We start from the raw sequence: 16,559 nt of genomic DNA, 5'->3' as shown, positions 1-16,559 counted from the left end.
ATCCTAAAAACGTAAATTCAAGTTAAAACCGTGACTTTAAAACCGTTCATTGTTACAAACTATTTGATTACACGCAAATAAAGAGTAATTTTGCACCCCAATTTTAACAGCACTTAAAAGTCTTTAAATGAATATCAAGCGCACTGACATAGACGCACTTAATGCGTTGCTTACACTAACTGTTGAGAAAGCAGACTATCAAGAACAAGTAGATAAGTTACTTGCAGATTATCGCAAGACAGCAAACATTCCTGGTTTCAGAAAAGGACATGTACCTGCTAGCTTAATCAGAAAAAAATACAGAACTCCTATTCTAGTTGAAGAGATCAATAAAATGATCCAGCAACAATTGAACGAGTATATTACTAAAGAAGAACTTGAGTTATTAGGAAATCCACTTCCTAAAGCTCAAGAGGACATCAACTGGGATGCAGACGATTTTACCTTTGAATTTGAACTAGGTATAGCTCCACAATTTGATGTAGATGTAAAAGGTAAAAAGACCATTACTCACTACGAGATCAAAACAGATGACGATACTTTAAATCGTCAAATTGATCGTATCCGTGAGCAATATGGTAAATTAATTGCTAAGGATACCGTTGCTGAAGGTAATGAAGTGACTGGAGTTTTCCGTAATGATGATGAAGACATCAACAGTGACGCTACCTTTAAAACCGACAAAATCAAAGGGAAGACCAACCTTAAGAAATTTGTAGGTAGTAAAGTAGGTGATACTTTAGAACTAAAAACTAAAAGCCTTTTTGAAGATGATCACGATTTGATGAACTTCTTAAAAGTAGAGCACGATAAAGCACATGGTCTAGACATTAAAGTAACTTTTGAAATCACTGAGGTTAACGAGCGTGAACTTGCTGAGATGAATCAAGAGTTCTTTGATAAGTTATTCGGTCCTGGAGTCATTTCAAGTAAAGAAGAATTAATGGAACGTTTAAGAGAAGATGCTGGACGCCAGTTCTCTCAACAAACAGATCAAAAACTCTTAACAGACGTTACTGAAGGACTTATTGAAAACACAAAATTTGATCTTCCAGCAGACTTTTTAAAGAGATGGATAGCAAATTCTGGTGAGAACCCTATGACTGAAGAAGAAGCCGCTGCAGAGTATGAGCGTTCTGAAAAAGGTCTACGTTACCAGCTAATTGAATCTAAAATATTAAAGACTAATCCAGATCTTCAATTAAAATTTGAAGAACTAAAAGATTATTCTCGTACTCAAATCAAAGCACAAATGGCACAGTATGGTCATACAGATGCTAGTGATGAAGAGATAGATGGAGTTGTTGCACGCATCATGCAAAACCAAGAAGAGGTAAAAAGAATGAGCGAGCAATTACAAAACGAAAAAATGTTACAATTCTTTAAGGAAAACGCAAAGCTCAAGAAAAAAGAGCTTACCTATGAAGAGTTCATTAAGGAAGCCTACGAGTCATAAACTCGATGGAATAATTCTTATCTTTAGGGCGTTAACTTTATCAATAGGTTAACGCCTTTTTTACCTTATTAAAAGTAATATTACCACATGGATATATCTAAAGAATTTGAAAAGTTTGCCGTAAAAGATCAAGGTGTCAACCCGATGTATTACGATAAAATAATGGGTAGCATGTACCCTACTAATCTTACTCCTAATATTATTGAAGAACGCCAGATGAACATCGCCATCTTTGACGTGTTTTCACGTTTAATGATGGACCGTATCATTTTTATGGGTACTGGAGTAAATGATCAAGTAGCAAACATTATACAAGCACAGTTGCTTTTCTTAGAAAGCACAGATGCAAACAAGGACATACAAATCTACATCAACTCACCAGGTGGTAGCGTTTATGCAGGTTTAGGTATTTATGACACGATGCAATTTATCAAACCAGATGTTGCAACAATTTGTACCGGTATGGCTGCTAGTATGGGAGCTGTTTTACTATGTGCAGGAGCAGATGGAAAACGCAGTGCCTTACCACATAGTCGTGTGATGATCCATCAGGTTTCTAGTGGCGCACAAGGACAAGCTAGTGATATAGAAATCACCGCACGCGAGGTCGTTAAATTAAGAGAAGAACTTTATACTATTATTGCTAAGCATTCTAAGCAAACTTATGAAAAAGTCTATGCAGACTCAGATCGTGATTACTGGATGAAGGCTGCCGAGGCTAAAGAGTACGGTATGATTGATGAAGTACTAACTCGTGACTAGTACATCTGTTATAGTGTTTACGCTTTCGCGAAAGCGTATTCTAAAACAAAGTACTACAAACTACAAATTATGAGTAAAGAACAACTGGAATGCAGTTTTTGTGGCCGTAATAAGGCCGATACCAATTTATTAATTGCAGGATTAGACGCGCACATTTGTGATCGTTGTATCGAGCAAGCACATGGTATTGTATTAGAAGATGTCAAGAAAGAAGATGAAACTGGTATCACTAATGCCGAGCTGAAACTGCGCAAGCCACAAGATATTAAAGCTTTTCTTGATGAGTATATCATAGGTCAAGAGTTCACTAAAAAAGTGATGTCTGTCGCCGTTTATAATCACTACAAGAGATTATTACAAGTAGATAACGATGATGATATTGAGATTCAAAAATCCAATATCCTTATGGTAGGACAGACCGGTACTGGTAAAACACTTATTGCCAAAACCATTGCTCGCATGCTTAATGTACCGCTAGCAATAGTTGATGCTACCGTACTTACTGAGGCTGGTTATGTAGGTGAAGACGTAGAAAGTATCTTAACACGTCTCTTACAAGCTGCAGATTATAATCTTGAAAAAGCACAAACCGGAATCGTATTTATCGATGAGATAGATAAAATTGCTCGCAAGAGTGATAATCCATCTATTACTAGAGATGTATCTGGTGAAGGAGTGCAACAAGGACTTCTTAAATTACTAGAAGGAACCGTTGTTAACGTACCGCCTAAAGGTGGTCGTAAGCATCCAGATCAGAAATTTATTGAAGTAAATACAGAGAATATCCTATTTATCGCTGGTGGAGCCTTTGACGGAATAGAAAAAGTGATCCGTAAGCGATTGAATATGCAAGCGGTAGGTTTTAGCGCTAGTATGTCTAATGATGATGTAAAAGATCAAGACAACATCTTGAAATATATCATCCCTAAAGATGTCAAAGATTTTGGGATGATTCCAGAAATCATAGGTCGTTTACCTGTACTTACACATATGAATCCATTAGATGCAGGTACTTTAAGAGCTATTCTTACAGAACCTAAAAATGCGATTATCAAGCAGTATACTAAACTTTTTGGTATGGATGATATTACATTTACCATTACTGATGGTGCACTGGATTATATTGTTGAAAAAGCGATTGAATATAAGTTAGGAGCTCGTGGATTACGTTCTCTTTGTGAAGCGATATTTACAGACGCTATGTTTGATTTACCTAGTAGTGATGATAAAGAATTTAAAGTCACAAAAACCTATGCCGAGTCTAAACTCAATAAAAGCGGTATTCAAAAACAATTAAAGGCTGTAGTTTAAAAACGGCAGCACGCTATAAAGTGAAAAACCTCATCGATTGATGGGGTTTTTTTATGCTTGAATTTGCGACTGCAATCGCAACAACTCTTCCATATAATCTCTGGAATTGCTCAATCTAGGAATTTTATGTTGTCCGCCTAGTTTGTCTTTTTCTTTGAGCCAGTTGTAGAATAAATCGGGTTGTGCGTCGTGAATTTTAAGCTCTGTAAGTGTGATGTTATTAGCTCGTTTTGCCTCATAGTCTGAGTTCACTTGCTGGAGTTCTTTATCCAGCGTGCGAGCAAATTTTTGCAAGTCAGTAGGTTTGTGATCAAACTCGATCATCCACTCGTGAGCACCTTTTTCTTTTCCTTGCATAAAAATGGGTGCTACCGTATAATCTTTAATACTGCATGGCACTTCTTTCATTGCTTTTTTAAGCGCAGCCTCAGCATTTTCTATGATAAGCTCTTCTCCAAAAACATTAATATGGTGTTTCGTTCTACCAGTAACTTTGATGTGATATGGTGCTTTACTCGTAAAACGTACCGTATCGCCTATTTTATAACGCCACAAACCGCCATTTGTAGTAATAACTATGGCATAGTTCTCTCCTACTTCTACTTGGTCTAAGGTGATGATTTTTTCATCTGGTGTCCCATAAGTTTTCATAGGGATGAACTCATAGAAAATCCCGTAATCCAGCATTAACAGCAACTCCTTATTATGATTACTATCTTGTATGGCAAAGAATCCTTCACTGGCATTATAGGTTTCGTAATACTTGATTTTATCGTCTGGCAACAACTTTTTATATTGATCTATATAAGGATCAAAACTCACGCCTCCATGAAAGAACACTTCCATATCAGGCCATACTTCTAAGATATTGTTTTTTCCAGTAGTTTCTAGCACGTTATTCAACAACACCATCATCCATGACGGTACACCAGCAAGACTGGTTACTTTCTCATTAATAGTTTCTCGTACTATGGCTGGCATCTTAGTTTCCCAGTCGGGCATGAGTGCAATCTCATTACCTGGTGTGGAACTATAATCTGCCCAAAAAGGCATATTATCTATGAGAATAGAACTTAAATCACCAGCACTAGTACCAGCTATTTTATCTAGTTTTTTACTACCACCTAGACGCAAGCCTTTACCTCTAAACAGTTTTGAATTAGGATTATTATTAAGATACATACATAACAAATCCTTTGCCGCTGCATAATGACAATCCTCAAGAGATTCCTGACTTACGGGTATGAACTTACTACGGCTACTGGTGGTACCACTACTCATGGCAAACCATTTAATAGGTGTAGGCCATAAAATGTTGTTTTCACCATTTTTACAACGCTCAATATCATCTTGAACATCATTATAATTTCCTAATGGCACACGGTCTGCAAAATCCCGATATGACTTCATATCTGCAAAACCATATTTTTTTCCCACTTCAGTATGACGTGCAAAACGTATCATGTCCATCAACAGATTGTTTTGCAACTCTTGTGGATGCTTCATAAAAAGCTCCATATCATGTATACGTTTCTTAAGAAACCACGATACTACAGAATTGATTAACGGTATAGCCATAAAGCCGAAAAAACTTGGGTATTTTTACCGTACTAAAATACTACTAAAAACATAAAGCGACTATGCTGGTTACAGGAACCTTACGTAAAATGCAGACCGAACTACAAGAAACCGTTCAATACTATTGGGTTTTTAAAGATAACTTTATACATGTTAACCAGCTGCTCGATAAAAAAATCCATATCAAGCATGTCGCAAATGAATGTCTTAATTGCGGCCTGGATAAGAAAATATGGCGTCAGGGATTTTGCTACGATTGTTTTACTAGCGCACCACAAGCTGGCGACTGGATCATGAAACCAGAACTGAGTCGTGCCCATCTAGACGAGGAAGATCGTGATATAGAATATGAGAAAAAAGTACAGCTTAAACCGCACATCGTTTACCTAGCAAATTCCAGCAATGTAAAAGTAGGTGTCACACGCAAAACGCAAGTACCGACTCGATGGATTGATCAAGGTGCACATGAGGCAATTGCTATTTTAGAAACGCCTAATCGCTACCTAGCTGGAATTGCTGAAGTTGCCCTAAAAGATCACGTAGCAGACAAGACCAATTGGAGAAAAATGTTGACTAATGATATTGAAGATGTTGATTTATTACGCTTTCGCGAAAGCGTCATCGAACACATCCCTGAGGAAGCAAAAGAGTATATTCTAGCTCCAGAAAACGAGATGCATATCAACTTTCCTGTATTACAATACCCAGCAAAGGTAAAAACGGTAAACCTTTCTAAAACACCAGAACACAGCGGAATTGTAAAAGGAATTAAAGGTCAGTACCTTATTTTTGAAGATGGCCACGTAATGAATGTACGCAGCCATGAAGGTTATGTGGTGGACCTAACGATTGATTAAGACTTTTTCTTTTTAAATAAATTATTTAAAATATTTCCGGCAGCTTCTTTTACTTTGTCCTCTGCCTCTTCCTTTGCTTTACCAATAGCGGTAGTGTCTTTAGGTTTTGTAACCGCAGTAGAGTCCTTTACTTGAGTTTGTGTGGTATCGCTAGGCTTTTTATTACCTGTAATTGCATCTTTAATACCGTCTAATGGATTTTTACCACCTAATATATCTGTAACAGCATCGTCGAGTGTTTCTTTACCTTTATCTTTAATACGTGCCTTTTGTATCTCAACGATTTGATTTGTGAGGTTTTTAACGGCTAGATCTAGATTTAAATCAACACTAGGTTTCATAAACGATCCTGATAACTGTACAGGTATCGGTACTGATATTTTATCAATATCCTCATCACTCAACTTAGACAATAATGCAGCACCATCAGTACCTAAATATCTGGCTGGCACATTTAAATCTAGCTTATAGCTCATATCATTAGTTAAGCTATGTGCTCCACTAGCGGTAATTTTAATATCCTTAATATTAAAATCAAATGGAGTAATTTGAACAGCTCCATCTTTAAAATTAAGCTTAGTCACTAAGTCTGAAAGTTTCAAATCATCTAGATTAATAAAATTAAGGCGATCATCTAGTTTTGCAATTAATGGCGCCTTGTTTTTATCGATTTCTCTAGTTAATAATTGTGCAATAGCATCACCAGTGAGACTACTGATTATAGGTGTAAGGTCATTATTTAGTTGACCATTTAAATTAATCTCTGTATTTATCTTTCCTTTTAATGCCTGTATGATAGGCACTAATTTTTGGAACATTTCAAATCCTTCAAAAGATTGAGCAATATCTAGATCATTCATATCTAGCGCCATGTTAAATAATGGCGTATCACCTTTAGTAGTTACAGATCCATTAAGACCGATGTTCCCGTTAAAAATATCTGTAGTGGTATTATTTAGAGTTAGCGTTTCATCCCTAACCAAAGCAAGACCCTTTACATTAGTCAAGGTGAGATTATCATACAAAACTTTATTTGCGTTAAATGACATATCTGCATTGAGAAATGAAGGTATTTTTATCGCCTCTGTAGCGGCCGCTGCAGAATTAGCACTATTAGTTTCAGTAGTCTCAACTTCTGTTTCTGTCATAAAATCAGAAGTGTCGAACTGATTAGAATCGACTTTAAAACTTCCCTTAAGGTCTTGATCTTTAAACAAGAATCCCATTAAATTACTTATCGTACCGTTTGCTGCAAAATCTGTGTTTCCTGTTTTTGCTTTAAAGTTATCGAGTTTGATTCTTGTATTATTCATATCCAGATCTGCACGCTCTATATAAAGTGGATTTTTCAAATCTGCACTGGCATAATTAAAGTCAGTAAGGCTTGCGGTTCCTTTAGTATTGATATTTTCATAACGTTCTTGTTCTACACTGTTCATATCAAACTTTGTAGAAACGTCTGCTACTAATGTACCGTCTAGATTCATGTCATCTCCCATAGGGAAAGCTTTAGATAGATTCCCTAAATTCAATGTACCATCTAGGTTTAAATCTACTAGCATATTAGTTGTCAAATTGCGTACGAGCGCGTTTCCTTTCAATCGATCTTGACCTATATTAAAAGCAACATTCCCTATTTTAACATAGGTATCTTCTGCAAGACCTGTTGTATTTTTTATCTGTGTATCAATATCAATTTTAGTAACACTTTGCGGTAAGTCAGGATATTTAAAAGAAGCATTATTAGAGCTAATATTGATATCTAGCTTTGGTATATGCACATCGTCTACCATACCATTAATAACACCATTAACCGTAAAATCACCAGTGGTGGTAATACCGTCCAAATTTTTACGGTAAACCTCAGGAATGACTGCAAAGAAATTTTTAAAATCAGAACTAGGTGTTTTAAACGCTAAGTCTACCATCGTACCACCTTCTACCATTTGCACATAACCGTCGAGGTTTAACTTGAGATCATTAATTAAAGCCTCATTTTCTTGAAGAGTATATTTCTGATTTGCGAGATCCATTAAAATATCTGCATCTAGTTCTACTTGCTGACCAGATAAATATTCTATGTCATCCATGCCGTAAAAAACTTGCGCACTCGTCTGGGTATCTAACGTACTACTGTCTAGAGAGAAATCTCCATTCCCTGAATGTGTCAGGTTCATTAATCTTAGTTTATTTTTAGTAGCCACATCTTCATAGCTAAAATCAGCATTGTTAATCTCATAGTGATTTAAATCAAAACTAAAACCTGCAGTCGTATCTTGTGGCTCTTCTACGACAACCGCGGTAGAGTCCACCTTTGCAATATCCCAACTAGCTTTACCATCTTCATTTACTTTAAGTCTCGAGGTCGCGTCATTAATGACTAATTCATTGATATGTATAGGATCAGAAGCATCATTAAATAAATCACCTACTGGTAAATCTAGTTTCACTTCCTTACCATAAAAAAGAGTATCACCTTCAAATGGAGCTTTATTAATAATCGATAATCCATCAATCTGTAATCTAGCATCTGGAAAGGCTCTAAACAAACTCAAATCCACATCTGCAAACTCAACCTGAGCATCTAATGCACCATTAAGTTTGTTTTTGATGATAGTCGCAATTTGGTCTTTAAACAAGAATGGTGCTGCTGCAACAAGTACAACAACTGCGAGTAAAAAGACGCCTAATATTTTTAAAAACTTTTTCATTAATCTATTTTAATTTCTTCTCCTACATCTAATTTAAACAATCTTCTAAATACGTAAACACCCAGATATAATAATGGTGTATCGATCAACGCTACCAATAATTTGAACAAGAAACCAGCACCTAATAACGGCCAGAATCGCTCCCATGGTATCACATTATAGTAACATAACAATAATAACACACTCATAGTGTCAACAAACTGTGAAAATATGGTACTCGCATTATTGCGCAGCCATAACATTTTCCCTTTTGTCAACCGTTTCCAGAAATGATAAATCTGTATATCTACAAACTGAGCAAATAAATAAGCCAACATACTCGCAATAACTGCAATTGTGGTAGCCCCAAAAACCTTATTAAACACATCATCCTGTATGGCCGAAAATCCCGTAGCAGGAGCCATATCTGCCACATAGATAATTCCTAGACTAAATACCGATGCAAAAATCCCTGCAAGTACTAGATCATTTGCTTTACGTCTTCCGTATATCTCACTCACTAAATCTGTTATGAGAAATGTAATCGGATATGGTAATAAACCAACTGATATCTCAAAATTGAATAGCCCTAACGGATTCCAATAAAAAAACTTCTGAAAAATTAGATTAGATACCACTAGCGAACATATAAACAATGCCGCTAGAACTAAATAAATACGATGTGCCTTGCGCAAATCTGCGCCCAAAAGAGTTTTCATATTAATGTAAAAGTAGCTTTTAGGCTGCGTATAATTCCTTAATTTGCTGCAAAATTTTTAGACATCACTTCAAATCATAACCATAAGATATTCATTGCTTTAGGTAGTAATCTAGGAGATCGTGAGAAGCATCTTCTTGATGCCGCACGACTTATTGAGAGCACACTGGGCTTGATTATTAAAACGGCTCCGGTTTATGAAGTGCCTGCAGCAGGTTTTACTGGCGGGAATTTCTTAAACACTTGTATATTAGTTCACAGTCATAAAAACCCACTAGAGACCATCATCATATTACAACAGATTGAACGTGATCTAGGTCGCGTTCCTAGAAGCGGTGATACTTATGAGGATCGTGTTATAGATTTAGACATATTACTATTTGATGATCAAATTATCAATACTGATTCATTGCAAGTGCCGCATCCTAGAATGGAACAACGTTCATTTGTAATGCAGCCTCTTGCTGCCATAGCTGGTAAAGTATATCATCCAGTATTAAAAAAGAGTATACAAGAAATTACAGATTCCTTAGAGTCATTAAACAGCAAGGTTAGTTTTGAGATTCCGCTTTCGCGAAAGCGCTATCCCATAACCAATATCAATTTTATAGCCATTGAAGGAAACATAGGTTCTGGGAAAACGAGCTTATCTCATAAAATTGCTGAAGACTTTAATGGCAAACAGGTCCTAGAACGATTTGCAGACAATCCATTTCTGCCTCTATTTTATGAAGATACCGAAAGGTATGCGTTCCCGCTTGAGATGTCTTTTCTCGCAGATCGCTATCAACAATTAAGTGATGACGTCGCACAACAAGATCTATTTTCAGATTTTACAGTTGCAGATTATTACGTCATCAAATCACTTATTTTCAGTAAAATAACCCTTGAAAAAGAAGAATACTCTCTATATAAACGGCTGTTTAATATGATGTATAAAGAACTGGTAAAACCAGATTTATACATTTATTTATATCAAACAGAAGATCGTTTATTAGAAAATATAAAAAAACGTGGTCGTGATTATGAGCAAAACATAGAGGCCAGTTACTTATCTCAAATCCAGCAAGGGTATGCAGATTTTATAAGATCTCAACAGGATTTAAAAATTAAAGTTATTGATGTTACAGATCTTGATTTTGTAAATAATCAAGAAGATTATTTAAAAGTACTGGAACAAATTACCTCAGCTATTTAAGAGTTGAGTTTATAGAACAAATCATAGATTACAATTCCTGTACATACTGAGATATTTAAGGAGTGTTTTGTACCATATTGCTCTAGCTCAATGACAGTATCACAAGCGTCTACAACCTCTTGTTGAACACCTTTCACCTCATTACCCATAACTACAGCTACTTTTTTAGTAGATGGCTTAAAACCGCGCAAAGTGATTGAATCTTCTGCTTGTTCAATAGCACAAGTAGTTACACCTTGCTCATTAAGCTCTTTAATTACATCGATGGTGTGCTCACGATATTCCCAAGCTACCGTTTCTGTTGCGCCCAGTGCCGTTTTTCTAATATCTTTATGTGGTGGTTGCGCTGTGATACCACATAGATATATTTTTTCTACTCGATAAGCATCTGCGCTACGGAAAACAGAACCAATATTATTGAGACTGCGCACATTATCTAATACAATGATGAGCGGTGTTTTATCGCTTTCGCGGAAGCGATCTACCGACAACCGGTCTAATTCTTCATTAAGTAATTTTCTCATATCAAGATGAAAATATTTTTGAAACTAAAAAAGGACTGCTTTCACAGTCCTTTTAGTTTGAATATAAATAGTATTATAAGTTCACTGCAGGACAGTTACAACTCCATCTATCTTTAGTACATAAGAAATCAATTCCTAAAGTGATCTGGTGGAATCCACCACTGGCAAATTTAATTTCACCAAACTGGTAGCTATACGTATAAGCAAATGTAAAATTCTTGTGCTTAATCCCTAATAATGGAGAAAGTAAAGAAAGGTTTTGTTCTTGGATACTGGTTCCATTTACAAACTCTGCTCCATCAAAACTCTGACGGTAAGAAGCTCCTAAATAAAGCACACTCTCGTCGCTCAAATCATAATATGCTTTTGCATTGAAATCCATAAACTGCTCTTCAGTACGATCTGTACGTTGATATAAGAAAGATGGTTCCCATTGCCACTTTGAATTACGTGGTGCAAAAAGATATCCTAATGTCGCGATGTAGCGACGTTGGTTAGTGCTTTCAAAACCTTCAGAATAAATTTCGCGATTTTGGAAGATAGCATTCTTCACTGTGAAGTGTGCATAAAATTCTTTATAGAAATAAGAAGCACCTAAATCTACATTAAAGTAAGAATCAGACCTTAAAACTCCAGTGATGATTGGATCAAAGTCTGTTAGGTCAAAATCAGATTCATCTAATCTACTTTGAACAAGACCTACGTTTACACCAAAAGAAAGTCTATTAAGGTCTTCAAATCCACCACCTATTTGTAGGTGATAAGCATATGAAATGTATCCACCTGTTTGAGAGTGATAACCATTTTTATCATTAAAAAGAATAGCTCCAATACCGCTATTTTCACCTATTGCTGTATTAAAACTGAGTGTCTGTAAATTAGGAGCATCTTCTTGATCAAACCACTGCTGTCTGATAGTAGACCTAACTTTACCACAACTAGCGGCACCTGCCATCGATGGATGTAACAAGTAATAGTTGTCTGTTAAGTAATCCAGATATACTGGTACACCTTCTTGAGCTAACGCAAACTGACTGCTAAACGCTAGTGCCAGTACAATTAAAATTTTTCTCATGTTCTATTAAGTCTATTCTATCTCTTTAACGCAAAATGTCCACCAAATGTTTTATTGCTTCCGTTTTCTATGTATTCCACCTGGAACCAATAATCGGATGATGGTAACGGTTGACCATTATAAAAACCATCCCATCCTATACCGGAAGGATTCATTTGTTTAAGCAGTTTTCCGTATCGGTCAAATATATAAATTTTTGTAGTAGGTTCATTGTTAATTCCAATGATGTTCCAAGTATCATGGTAACCATCGTTGTTAGGCGTGAAATAGCGTGGATAACCGATGACATCTATAGGGATTTCTACTGTGTTACAACCGTCTAAATCCTGTATAAATACCACATGCGGTCCTGGTGTAACGTCCTCAAAAAAGCCATTATATTGCCATGGACCATCATCAACGCTAAAAATATATTGTGTTGCAGGTCCTTGAGCAAAAGCTTCTATTCTATGAACTTCATCAAAATATCGAGATGTTACCTCGGCACCAAAACTATCTGGCGGACCTAATTGTCTTACCTCTGTAGTTTGAGAACTATTACATCCTGTAGCCGTATCTGTAGCTGTTACCGTATACATTCCTACCATAGTAGCTGTAAGTGTCGCACCTGTTTCAGCAGGCAATACATTACCGTCTAACGACCAGCTAAAACTTAATCCTGTAGCCGATAATGTCGTGTCTAATGTAGGTGGTGAATTATCTGTATTTAAAACATTACCGTTACCATCAAGACATAAATAGTACAAATCAAACATTTGTGGGACTGGCACTTCATTTACAACAATATTAAAACTTGTTGTATTGAAACATCCAGTAGTGTTTTCTACTCTTACATAAACAGTCTGCAACGATGATGAATTATCAAAACTCGTAGGATTTCCTATAGCATTTGAACCAGCATCTGCGTCAGCTTGTGAGTTATGATAGGTTAATGTAATTCCCGTTTGCCCATTTAAAACTGCAGTCTCATTATCTGTCAGGTTAAAGGTTTCGGTAAGATCACCTGTGTTATTATCATCACATAATATTAAATCTGGTGCCGTTGCAGCCTGTGGCGCATCAATAACCTCAAGATTTAACGTTGTATAATTTTCACAACCTGTTACATTATCTTCTACAACAACAAATACCGTTTGTGGATTTACAGTATTAGTGTAGGAACCCGTTAATTCATTCATCCTATTATCGGCATCTAGCTGTGTGGCATAATAGAAAACAGTATAAGAAGTATTACCACCAGTTATTTCACTATCCCTAGTCGCCAAATCAAAAGAAGTAAATCCATCAATTGTATTATCATCACAAAGATCATATAAGGCTGGCGCAGTAACTACCGGTAAGTCATTAACGACCAGTTCAAAAGTTGTATCTGTATTAACACAATTAGTCAGCGCGTCTATGAGTCTCACATAAATAGTCTGTGGATTAGATGTATTTGTATAACCATTAGTAGGCAACTCATTGACACCTATATCAGCATCTGCTTGCGTGCTGTAATAACTGACAAGGACATTTGCTTGTCCATTCATAATTTCTGTATCCTTATCGCTTAAAGCGAAAACCGTAGTATTAGGATCTATAGTGCTACATGATTCAAAATCTGTTATTGTAGGAGCGACTGGTGAAGGATTCAGAATTAAATTAAAACTAGCAGTATCTGCACAATTACTATCTGTATTTAATTCTACTCGACCATAAATAGTCTCTGGCGTTGTCGTATTAGTATATATTGGTCCTACAGGATTAACACCAGCGTCTGCATCTGCCTGAGTAAGGTGGTAAGTAACCGTTACAGATCCAGCAGCATTAGTTCCTGCCATGTCTGCGTCCTGTGTACTTAAGTCAAAGTCAAAGAAACCATCATTATCAACATCACAAGCGATCATATCCATTGGCGTTCCTGCTGATATGGTTGCTATAATGAGATCAAACTCTTCAACAGACGCACAGTTAAATGCATTTTCTTCCACACGCACATATACAGTTTGTGGATTTGCGGTGTTTGAATAAGTTGATGGATTAGGAATCGGGTTGATACCAGCTTCAGCATCAGACTGAGACTCATAATAACTTACGGTATGGTCTGCTGCAGCTAACGCACCTAAAGCTTCAGGTGTTTTAGACGTTAAATCAAAAACAGCAGTTCCACCAGAACCACAAGCTTGCATATCTGTAGGTGTAGAAGAATTAGGACTGATAAATTCTAGAAACACACTCGCTATCGTACTACAAGATGCCGTATAATTAATATCTACAGAATAATTCCCTGTGGTGGTTGCTGTATATGTTGCATTAGTAGCACCAGGAATTGGTGCTGCATTACGATTCCATTGATAACTCATGGCAGCACCAGCTACAGATGCGTCTAATGTATATTGATCTCCTTCACAAAGCGGATTTGAACCTACTAAAGTTCTATCCAATCCCAAATCTGCTCCAATATCAAAACTTCCTCCAGCAATGAATACTGCGGAGTCGTATTGGTCATCACCAGAATCTCCAATAACTAATTTTATATTATAATTACGATTAGCAACGACACTACTTTCTGCCCTTAGAACAACCGTTTGACCGTTATAAGATATTGCACTAGTTGCCGCTGGATTACCTGTAGTAATAGTTGCTCCTGCTGCACCAGCAACATTATAATCATCAAAAAACGTTGGATTCACCGGCACACAAAAAGCACTTGCAGGTGGATTTCTAACACTAGTGACTCTTATAGGGTCTGTTGTACCTGGTATTAAAGCTAAATTAGTAACAGTTCCAGTTACTGTATCTGTTAAGATAAAGGCAAAAGCATCAGAAAAAGAACATTCGAAGTTACCATCATACTCTTCACTAGCAAACAGAAAATCAAAAGACATAAATCCTGCCTGTGGCACAAAATCAAAACTTAACCAACTTACATCTTGTGAAACAACAGCTGGAACAGATCCTACCATTGCTGCTTGCAAATCTGGATCCGATGGAGTTCCTATTACATCTGACTGACTTAAATCAGTATTGGGTCCAGCAGCATTTAAAGCATTACCACTAGATAAAACAATACCTTCTCTAATAGGAAAACCAGAAGAGTTATGTTGAAAATAAGCTATCCCATTTTGGTTAGGTCCAGCTCCGGTACTCCAGGCGATATTTCTAACACCTGCACAAGTGCTGTTCACAAGAACATCTTCAACGAGCTCAATATTGGTATAAGTTGTATTATCTACTATTATTTGAGCATTTGAAAAAACACAAAGACCTAGTAGAAGTAATAAAAGGGCTGCTTTTTTCATTTCTTCTTAACTAATAAAAAGTAAATATATGGTTTTAAGAATAACTTAACGGCTTAAAGATGACACTATCAATAGAATCAATGACTTCTTTAAGTTACTATCTACATGACGCATCGTATCTTTGTCACTTATAAGAGAACGATCATGGATTCACATACAATTACTATTACACCTACTACTAATGAGGCGATCATTAAATTTGAAAGCAATCATTTTCTAGTTAAAAATGAAAGCTATGAATTTAAGAACATTGATGACGCAAAACCATCACCGCTAGCGCAGCAATTATTCTATTTACCGTTTGTAAAAACCGTTTATATTACTCAAAATTTTATAGCCATAGAGCGCTATGACATTATTGATTGGAGCGACGTACAAGATGAAGTAAAAGAGCAAATAGAAAATTACTTGAATAGCGATGCACCGCTTTTAAATATAGAAAGTACACAAAAGAAAGTTCCGGTAACCGTGTATGCTGAGGCTACTCCTAATCCTTCAGTAATGAAGTTTGTGGCTAATAAGAAGCTAGTAGTGAATAGCACAGAATTTAAATCCATTGCTGACACGGCAGACAACACACTGGCGCGTCAATTATATAATTTCCCTTTTGTAAAAGAAATCTATGCCGATGAGAATTATGTATCCATTCAGAAACATGATATTGCCTCTTGGGATGAAGTAACCTTTGAAATACGTTCTTTTATTAAAGAAGCTATAGAAAATGGTGCTGAGATAGGATCTTCAAAACATGAAGCCGGAACAGTTAAAAAAGAAGGTGAAAACATAGAGCTACCTAAATTCGAAAATCTAGATGATGTCTCTAAAAAAGTGGTAGAAATACTAGATGAGTACATCAAACCTGCTGTAGCGAGTGATGGTGGTAACATCGTCTTTGACAGTTATGATGAAAACACTAAAGAGGTAAAGGTTATTTTACAAGGTGCCTGTAGCGGTTGCCCATCATCTACCATGACTTTGAAAAGTGGTATAGAAACAATGTTGCGTGATATGTTACCTGGTAAGGTAGATCGAGTGATGGCTATAAATGGCTAATAAATCTGTCAATCATCTCTAAAATTTGTTATTAATCCAGTTATGTTTTTAGCTAG

At 36.3% G+C, this 16,559-nt stretch carries 12 protein-coding genes; 6 read left to right on the top strand and 6 right to left on the bottom strand.

All coding sequences use genetic code 11. The features are described 5' to 3' along the window. The first annotated feature begins 127 nt into the window (after window positions 1-127). The 3 genes from tig to clpX all read left to right on the top strand — a co-directional run bounded on the left by tig (window position 128) and on the right by clpX (window position 3,529). Window positions 128-1,456, top strand: a complete 1,329-nt coding sequence (gene tig, locus IL45_RS10755; protein ID WP_036583735.1) for a trigger factor — start codon at window positions 128-130, stop codon at window positions 1,454-1,456. Window positions 1,457-1,543: 87 nt separating this feature from the next. Beyond that, entirely contained in the window at window positions 1,544-2,218 is a 675-nt protein-coding gene (clpP, locus tag IL45_RS10750) for an ATP-dependent Clp endopeptidase proteolytic subunit ClpP (RefSeq protein ID WP_006796247.1), read from the top strand. 69 nt (window positions 2,219-2,287) lie between these two features. Continuing rightward, window positions 2,288-3,529 (top strand): ATP-dependent Clp protease ATP-binding subunit ClpX, encoded by a 1,242-nt coding sequence (gene clpX / locus IL45_RS10745; RefSeq protein WP_006796248.1) that lies wholly within the window; start codon window positions 2,288-2,290, stop codon window positions 3,527-3,529. Between the two features lie 51 nt (window positions 3,530-3,580). Here the strand turns inward: clpX and IL45_RS10740 are convergent, their stop codons facing one another. Further along, window positions 3,581-5,107 carry a GH3 auxin-responsive promoter family protein gene (locus IL45_RS10740; RefSeq protein WP_036583731.1) on the bottom strand — a complete coding sequence of 509 codons (1,527 nt, stop codon included), beginning with the start codon at window positions 5,105-5,107 and terminating at the stop codon, window positions 3,581-3,583. A gap of 62 nt (window positions 5,108-5,169) precedes the next feature. Here IL45_RS10740 and IL45_RS10735 point away from each other — a divergent pair, with 62 nt between their 5' ends. After that, window positions 5,170-5,964: a DUF2797 domain-containing protein gene (locus IL45_RS10735; RefSeq protein WP_036583728.1), complete on the top strand. Its 795-nt coding sequence runs from the start codon at window positions 5,170-5,172 to the stop codon at window positions 5,962-5,964. On the opposite strand, the gene IL45_RS10730 is transcribed toward IL45_RS10735, so the two are convergent. Both IL45_RS10730 and IL45_RS10725 read right to left on the bottom strand, forming a co-directional pair. Beyond that, window positions 5,961-8,675: an AsmA-like C-terminal region-containing protein gene (locus IL45_RS10730; RefSeq protein WP_036583725.1), complete on the bottom strand. Its 2,715-nt coding sequence runs from the start codon at window positions 8,673-8,675 to the stop codon at window positions 5,961-5,963. The two genes, IL45_RS10735 and IL45_RS10730, sit on opposite strands and share 4 nt — an antisense overlap. Next, the gene (locus tag IL45_RS10725; RefSeq protein ID WP_036583723.1) at window positions 8,675-9,373 is read right to left on the bottom strand and encodes a queuosine precursor transporter; all 699 of its coding nucleotides are present in this window, start codon (window positions 9,371-9,373) and stop codon (window positions 8,675-8,677) included. The genes IL45_RS10730 and IL45_RS10725 overlap by 1 nt, the downstream gene beginning before the upstream one ends. A 63-nt stretch (window positions 9,374-9,436) precedes the next feature. Between IL45_RS10725 and folK the strand changes: the two genes are divergently transcribed. Further along, on the top strand, window positions 9,437-10,570 hold the full coding sequence (gene folK, locus IL45_RS10720; RefSeq protein WP_036583720.1) for a 2-amino-4-hydroxy-6-hydroxymethyldihydropteridine diphosphokinase: 1,134 nt from the start codon (window positions 9,437-9,439) through the stop codon (window positions 10,568-10,570). Here the strand turns inward: folK and IL45_RS10715 are convergent. From IL45_RS10715 to IL45_RS10705, 3 genes are all read right to left on the bottom strand, one after another. After that, the gene (locus IL45_RS10715) at window positions 10,567-11,094 is read right to left on the bottom strand and encodes an RNA methyltransferase (RefSeq protein WP_036583718.1); all 528 of its coding nucleotides are present in this window, start codon (window positions 11,092-11,094) and stop codon (window positions 10,567-10,569) included. The two genes, folK and IL45_RS10715, sit on opposite strands and share 4 nt — an antisense overlap. Before the next feature lie 73 nt (window positions 11,095-11,167). Continuing rightward, complete coding sequence (locus IL45_RS10710; protein ID WP_036583716.1) at window positions 11,168-12,169, bottom strand: PorP/SprF family type IX secretion system membrane protein; 1,002 nt, start codon at window positions 12,167-12,169, stop codon at window positions 11,168-11,170. Window positions 12,170-12,186: 17 nt separating this feature from the next. Next, on the bottom strand, window positions 12,187-15,450 hold the full coding sequence (locus tag IL45_RS10705) for a T9SS type B sorting domain-containing protein (protein WP_036583714.1): 3,264 nt from the start codon (window positions 15,448-15,450) through the stop codon (window positions 12,187-12,189). Window positions 15,451-15,594: 144 nt separating this feature from the next. Between IL45_RS10705 and IL45_RS10700 the strand changes: the two genes are divergently transcribed. Beyond that, window positions 15,595-16,503: a NifU family protein gene (locus IL45_RS10700; protein WP_036583712.1), complete on the top strand. Its 909-nt coding sequence runs from the start codon at window positions 15,595-15,597 to the stop codon at window positions 16,501-16,503. Window positions 16,504-16,559: the final 56 nt, after the last annotated feature.

The organism is Nonlabens ulvanivorans (assembly GCF_000732625.1).
Lineage (GTDB): Bacteria > Bacteroidota > Bacteroidia > Flavobacteriales > Flavobacteriaceae > Nonlabens > Nonlabens ulvanivorans.
This window is presented reverse-complemented; position numbering and strand designations above follow the sequence as displayed.

Bases quoted from the DNA above. Each gene is read 5' to 3' on its own strand.
- tig (WP_036583735.1), top strand. From the start codon at position 128: ATGAATATCAAGCGCACTGACATAGACGCACTTAATGCGTTGCTTACA.
- clpP (WP_006796247.1), top strand. From the start codon at position 1,544: ATGGATATATCTAAAGAATTTGAAAAGTTTGCCGTAAAAGATCAAGGT.
- clpX (WP_006796248.1), top strand. From the start codon at position 2,288: ATGAGTAAAGAACAACTGGAATGCAGTTTTTGTGGCCGTAATAAGGCC.
- IL45_RS10740 (WP_036583731.1), bottom strand. From the start codon at position 5,107: ATGGCTATACCGTTAATCAATTCTGTAGTATCGTGGTTTCTTAAGAAA.
- IL45_RS10735 (WP_036583728.1), top strand. From the start codon at position 5,170: ATGCTGGTTACAGGAACCTTACGTAAAATGCAGACCGAACTACAAGAA.
- IL45_RS10730 (WP_036583725.1), bottom strand. From the start codon at position 8,675: ATGAAAAAGTTTTTAAAAATATTAGGCGTCTTTTTACTCGCAGTTGTT.
- IL45_RS10725 (WP_036583723.1), bottom strand. From the start codon at position 9,373: ATGAAAACTCTTTTGGGCGCAGATTTGCGCAAGGCACATCGTATTTAT.
- IL45_RS10715 (WP_036583718.1), bottom strand. From the start codon at position 11,094: ATGAGAAAATTACTTAATGAAGAATTAGACCGGTTGTCGGTAGATCGC.
- IL45_RS10710 (WP_036583716.1), bottom strand. From the start codon at position 12,169: ATGAGAAAAATTTTAATTGTACTGGCACTAGCGTTTAGCAGTCAGTTT.
- IL45_RS10705 (WP_036583714.1), bottom strand. From the start codon at position 15,450: ATGAAAAAAGCAGCCCTTTTATTACTTCTACTAGGTCTTTGTGTTTTT.
- IL45_RS10700 (WP_036583712.1), top strand. From the start codon at position 15,595: ATGGATTCACATACAATTACTATTACACCTACTACTAATGAGGCGATC.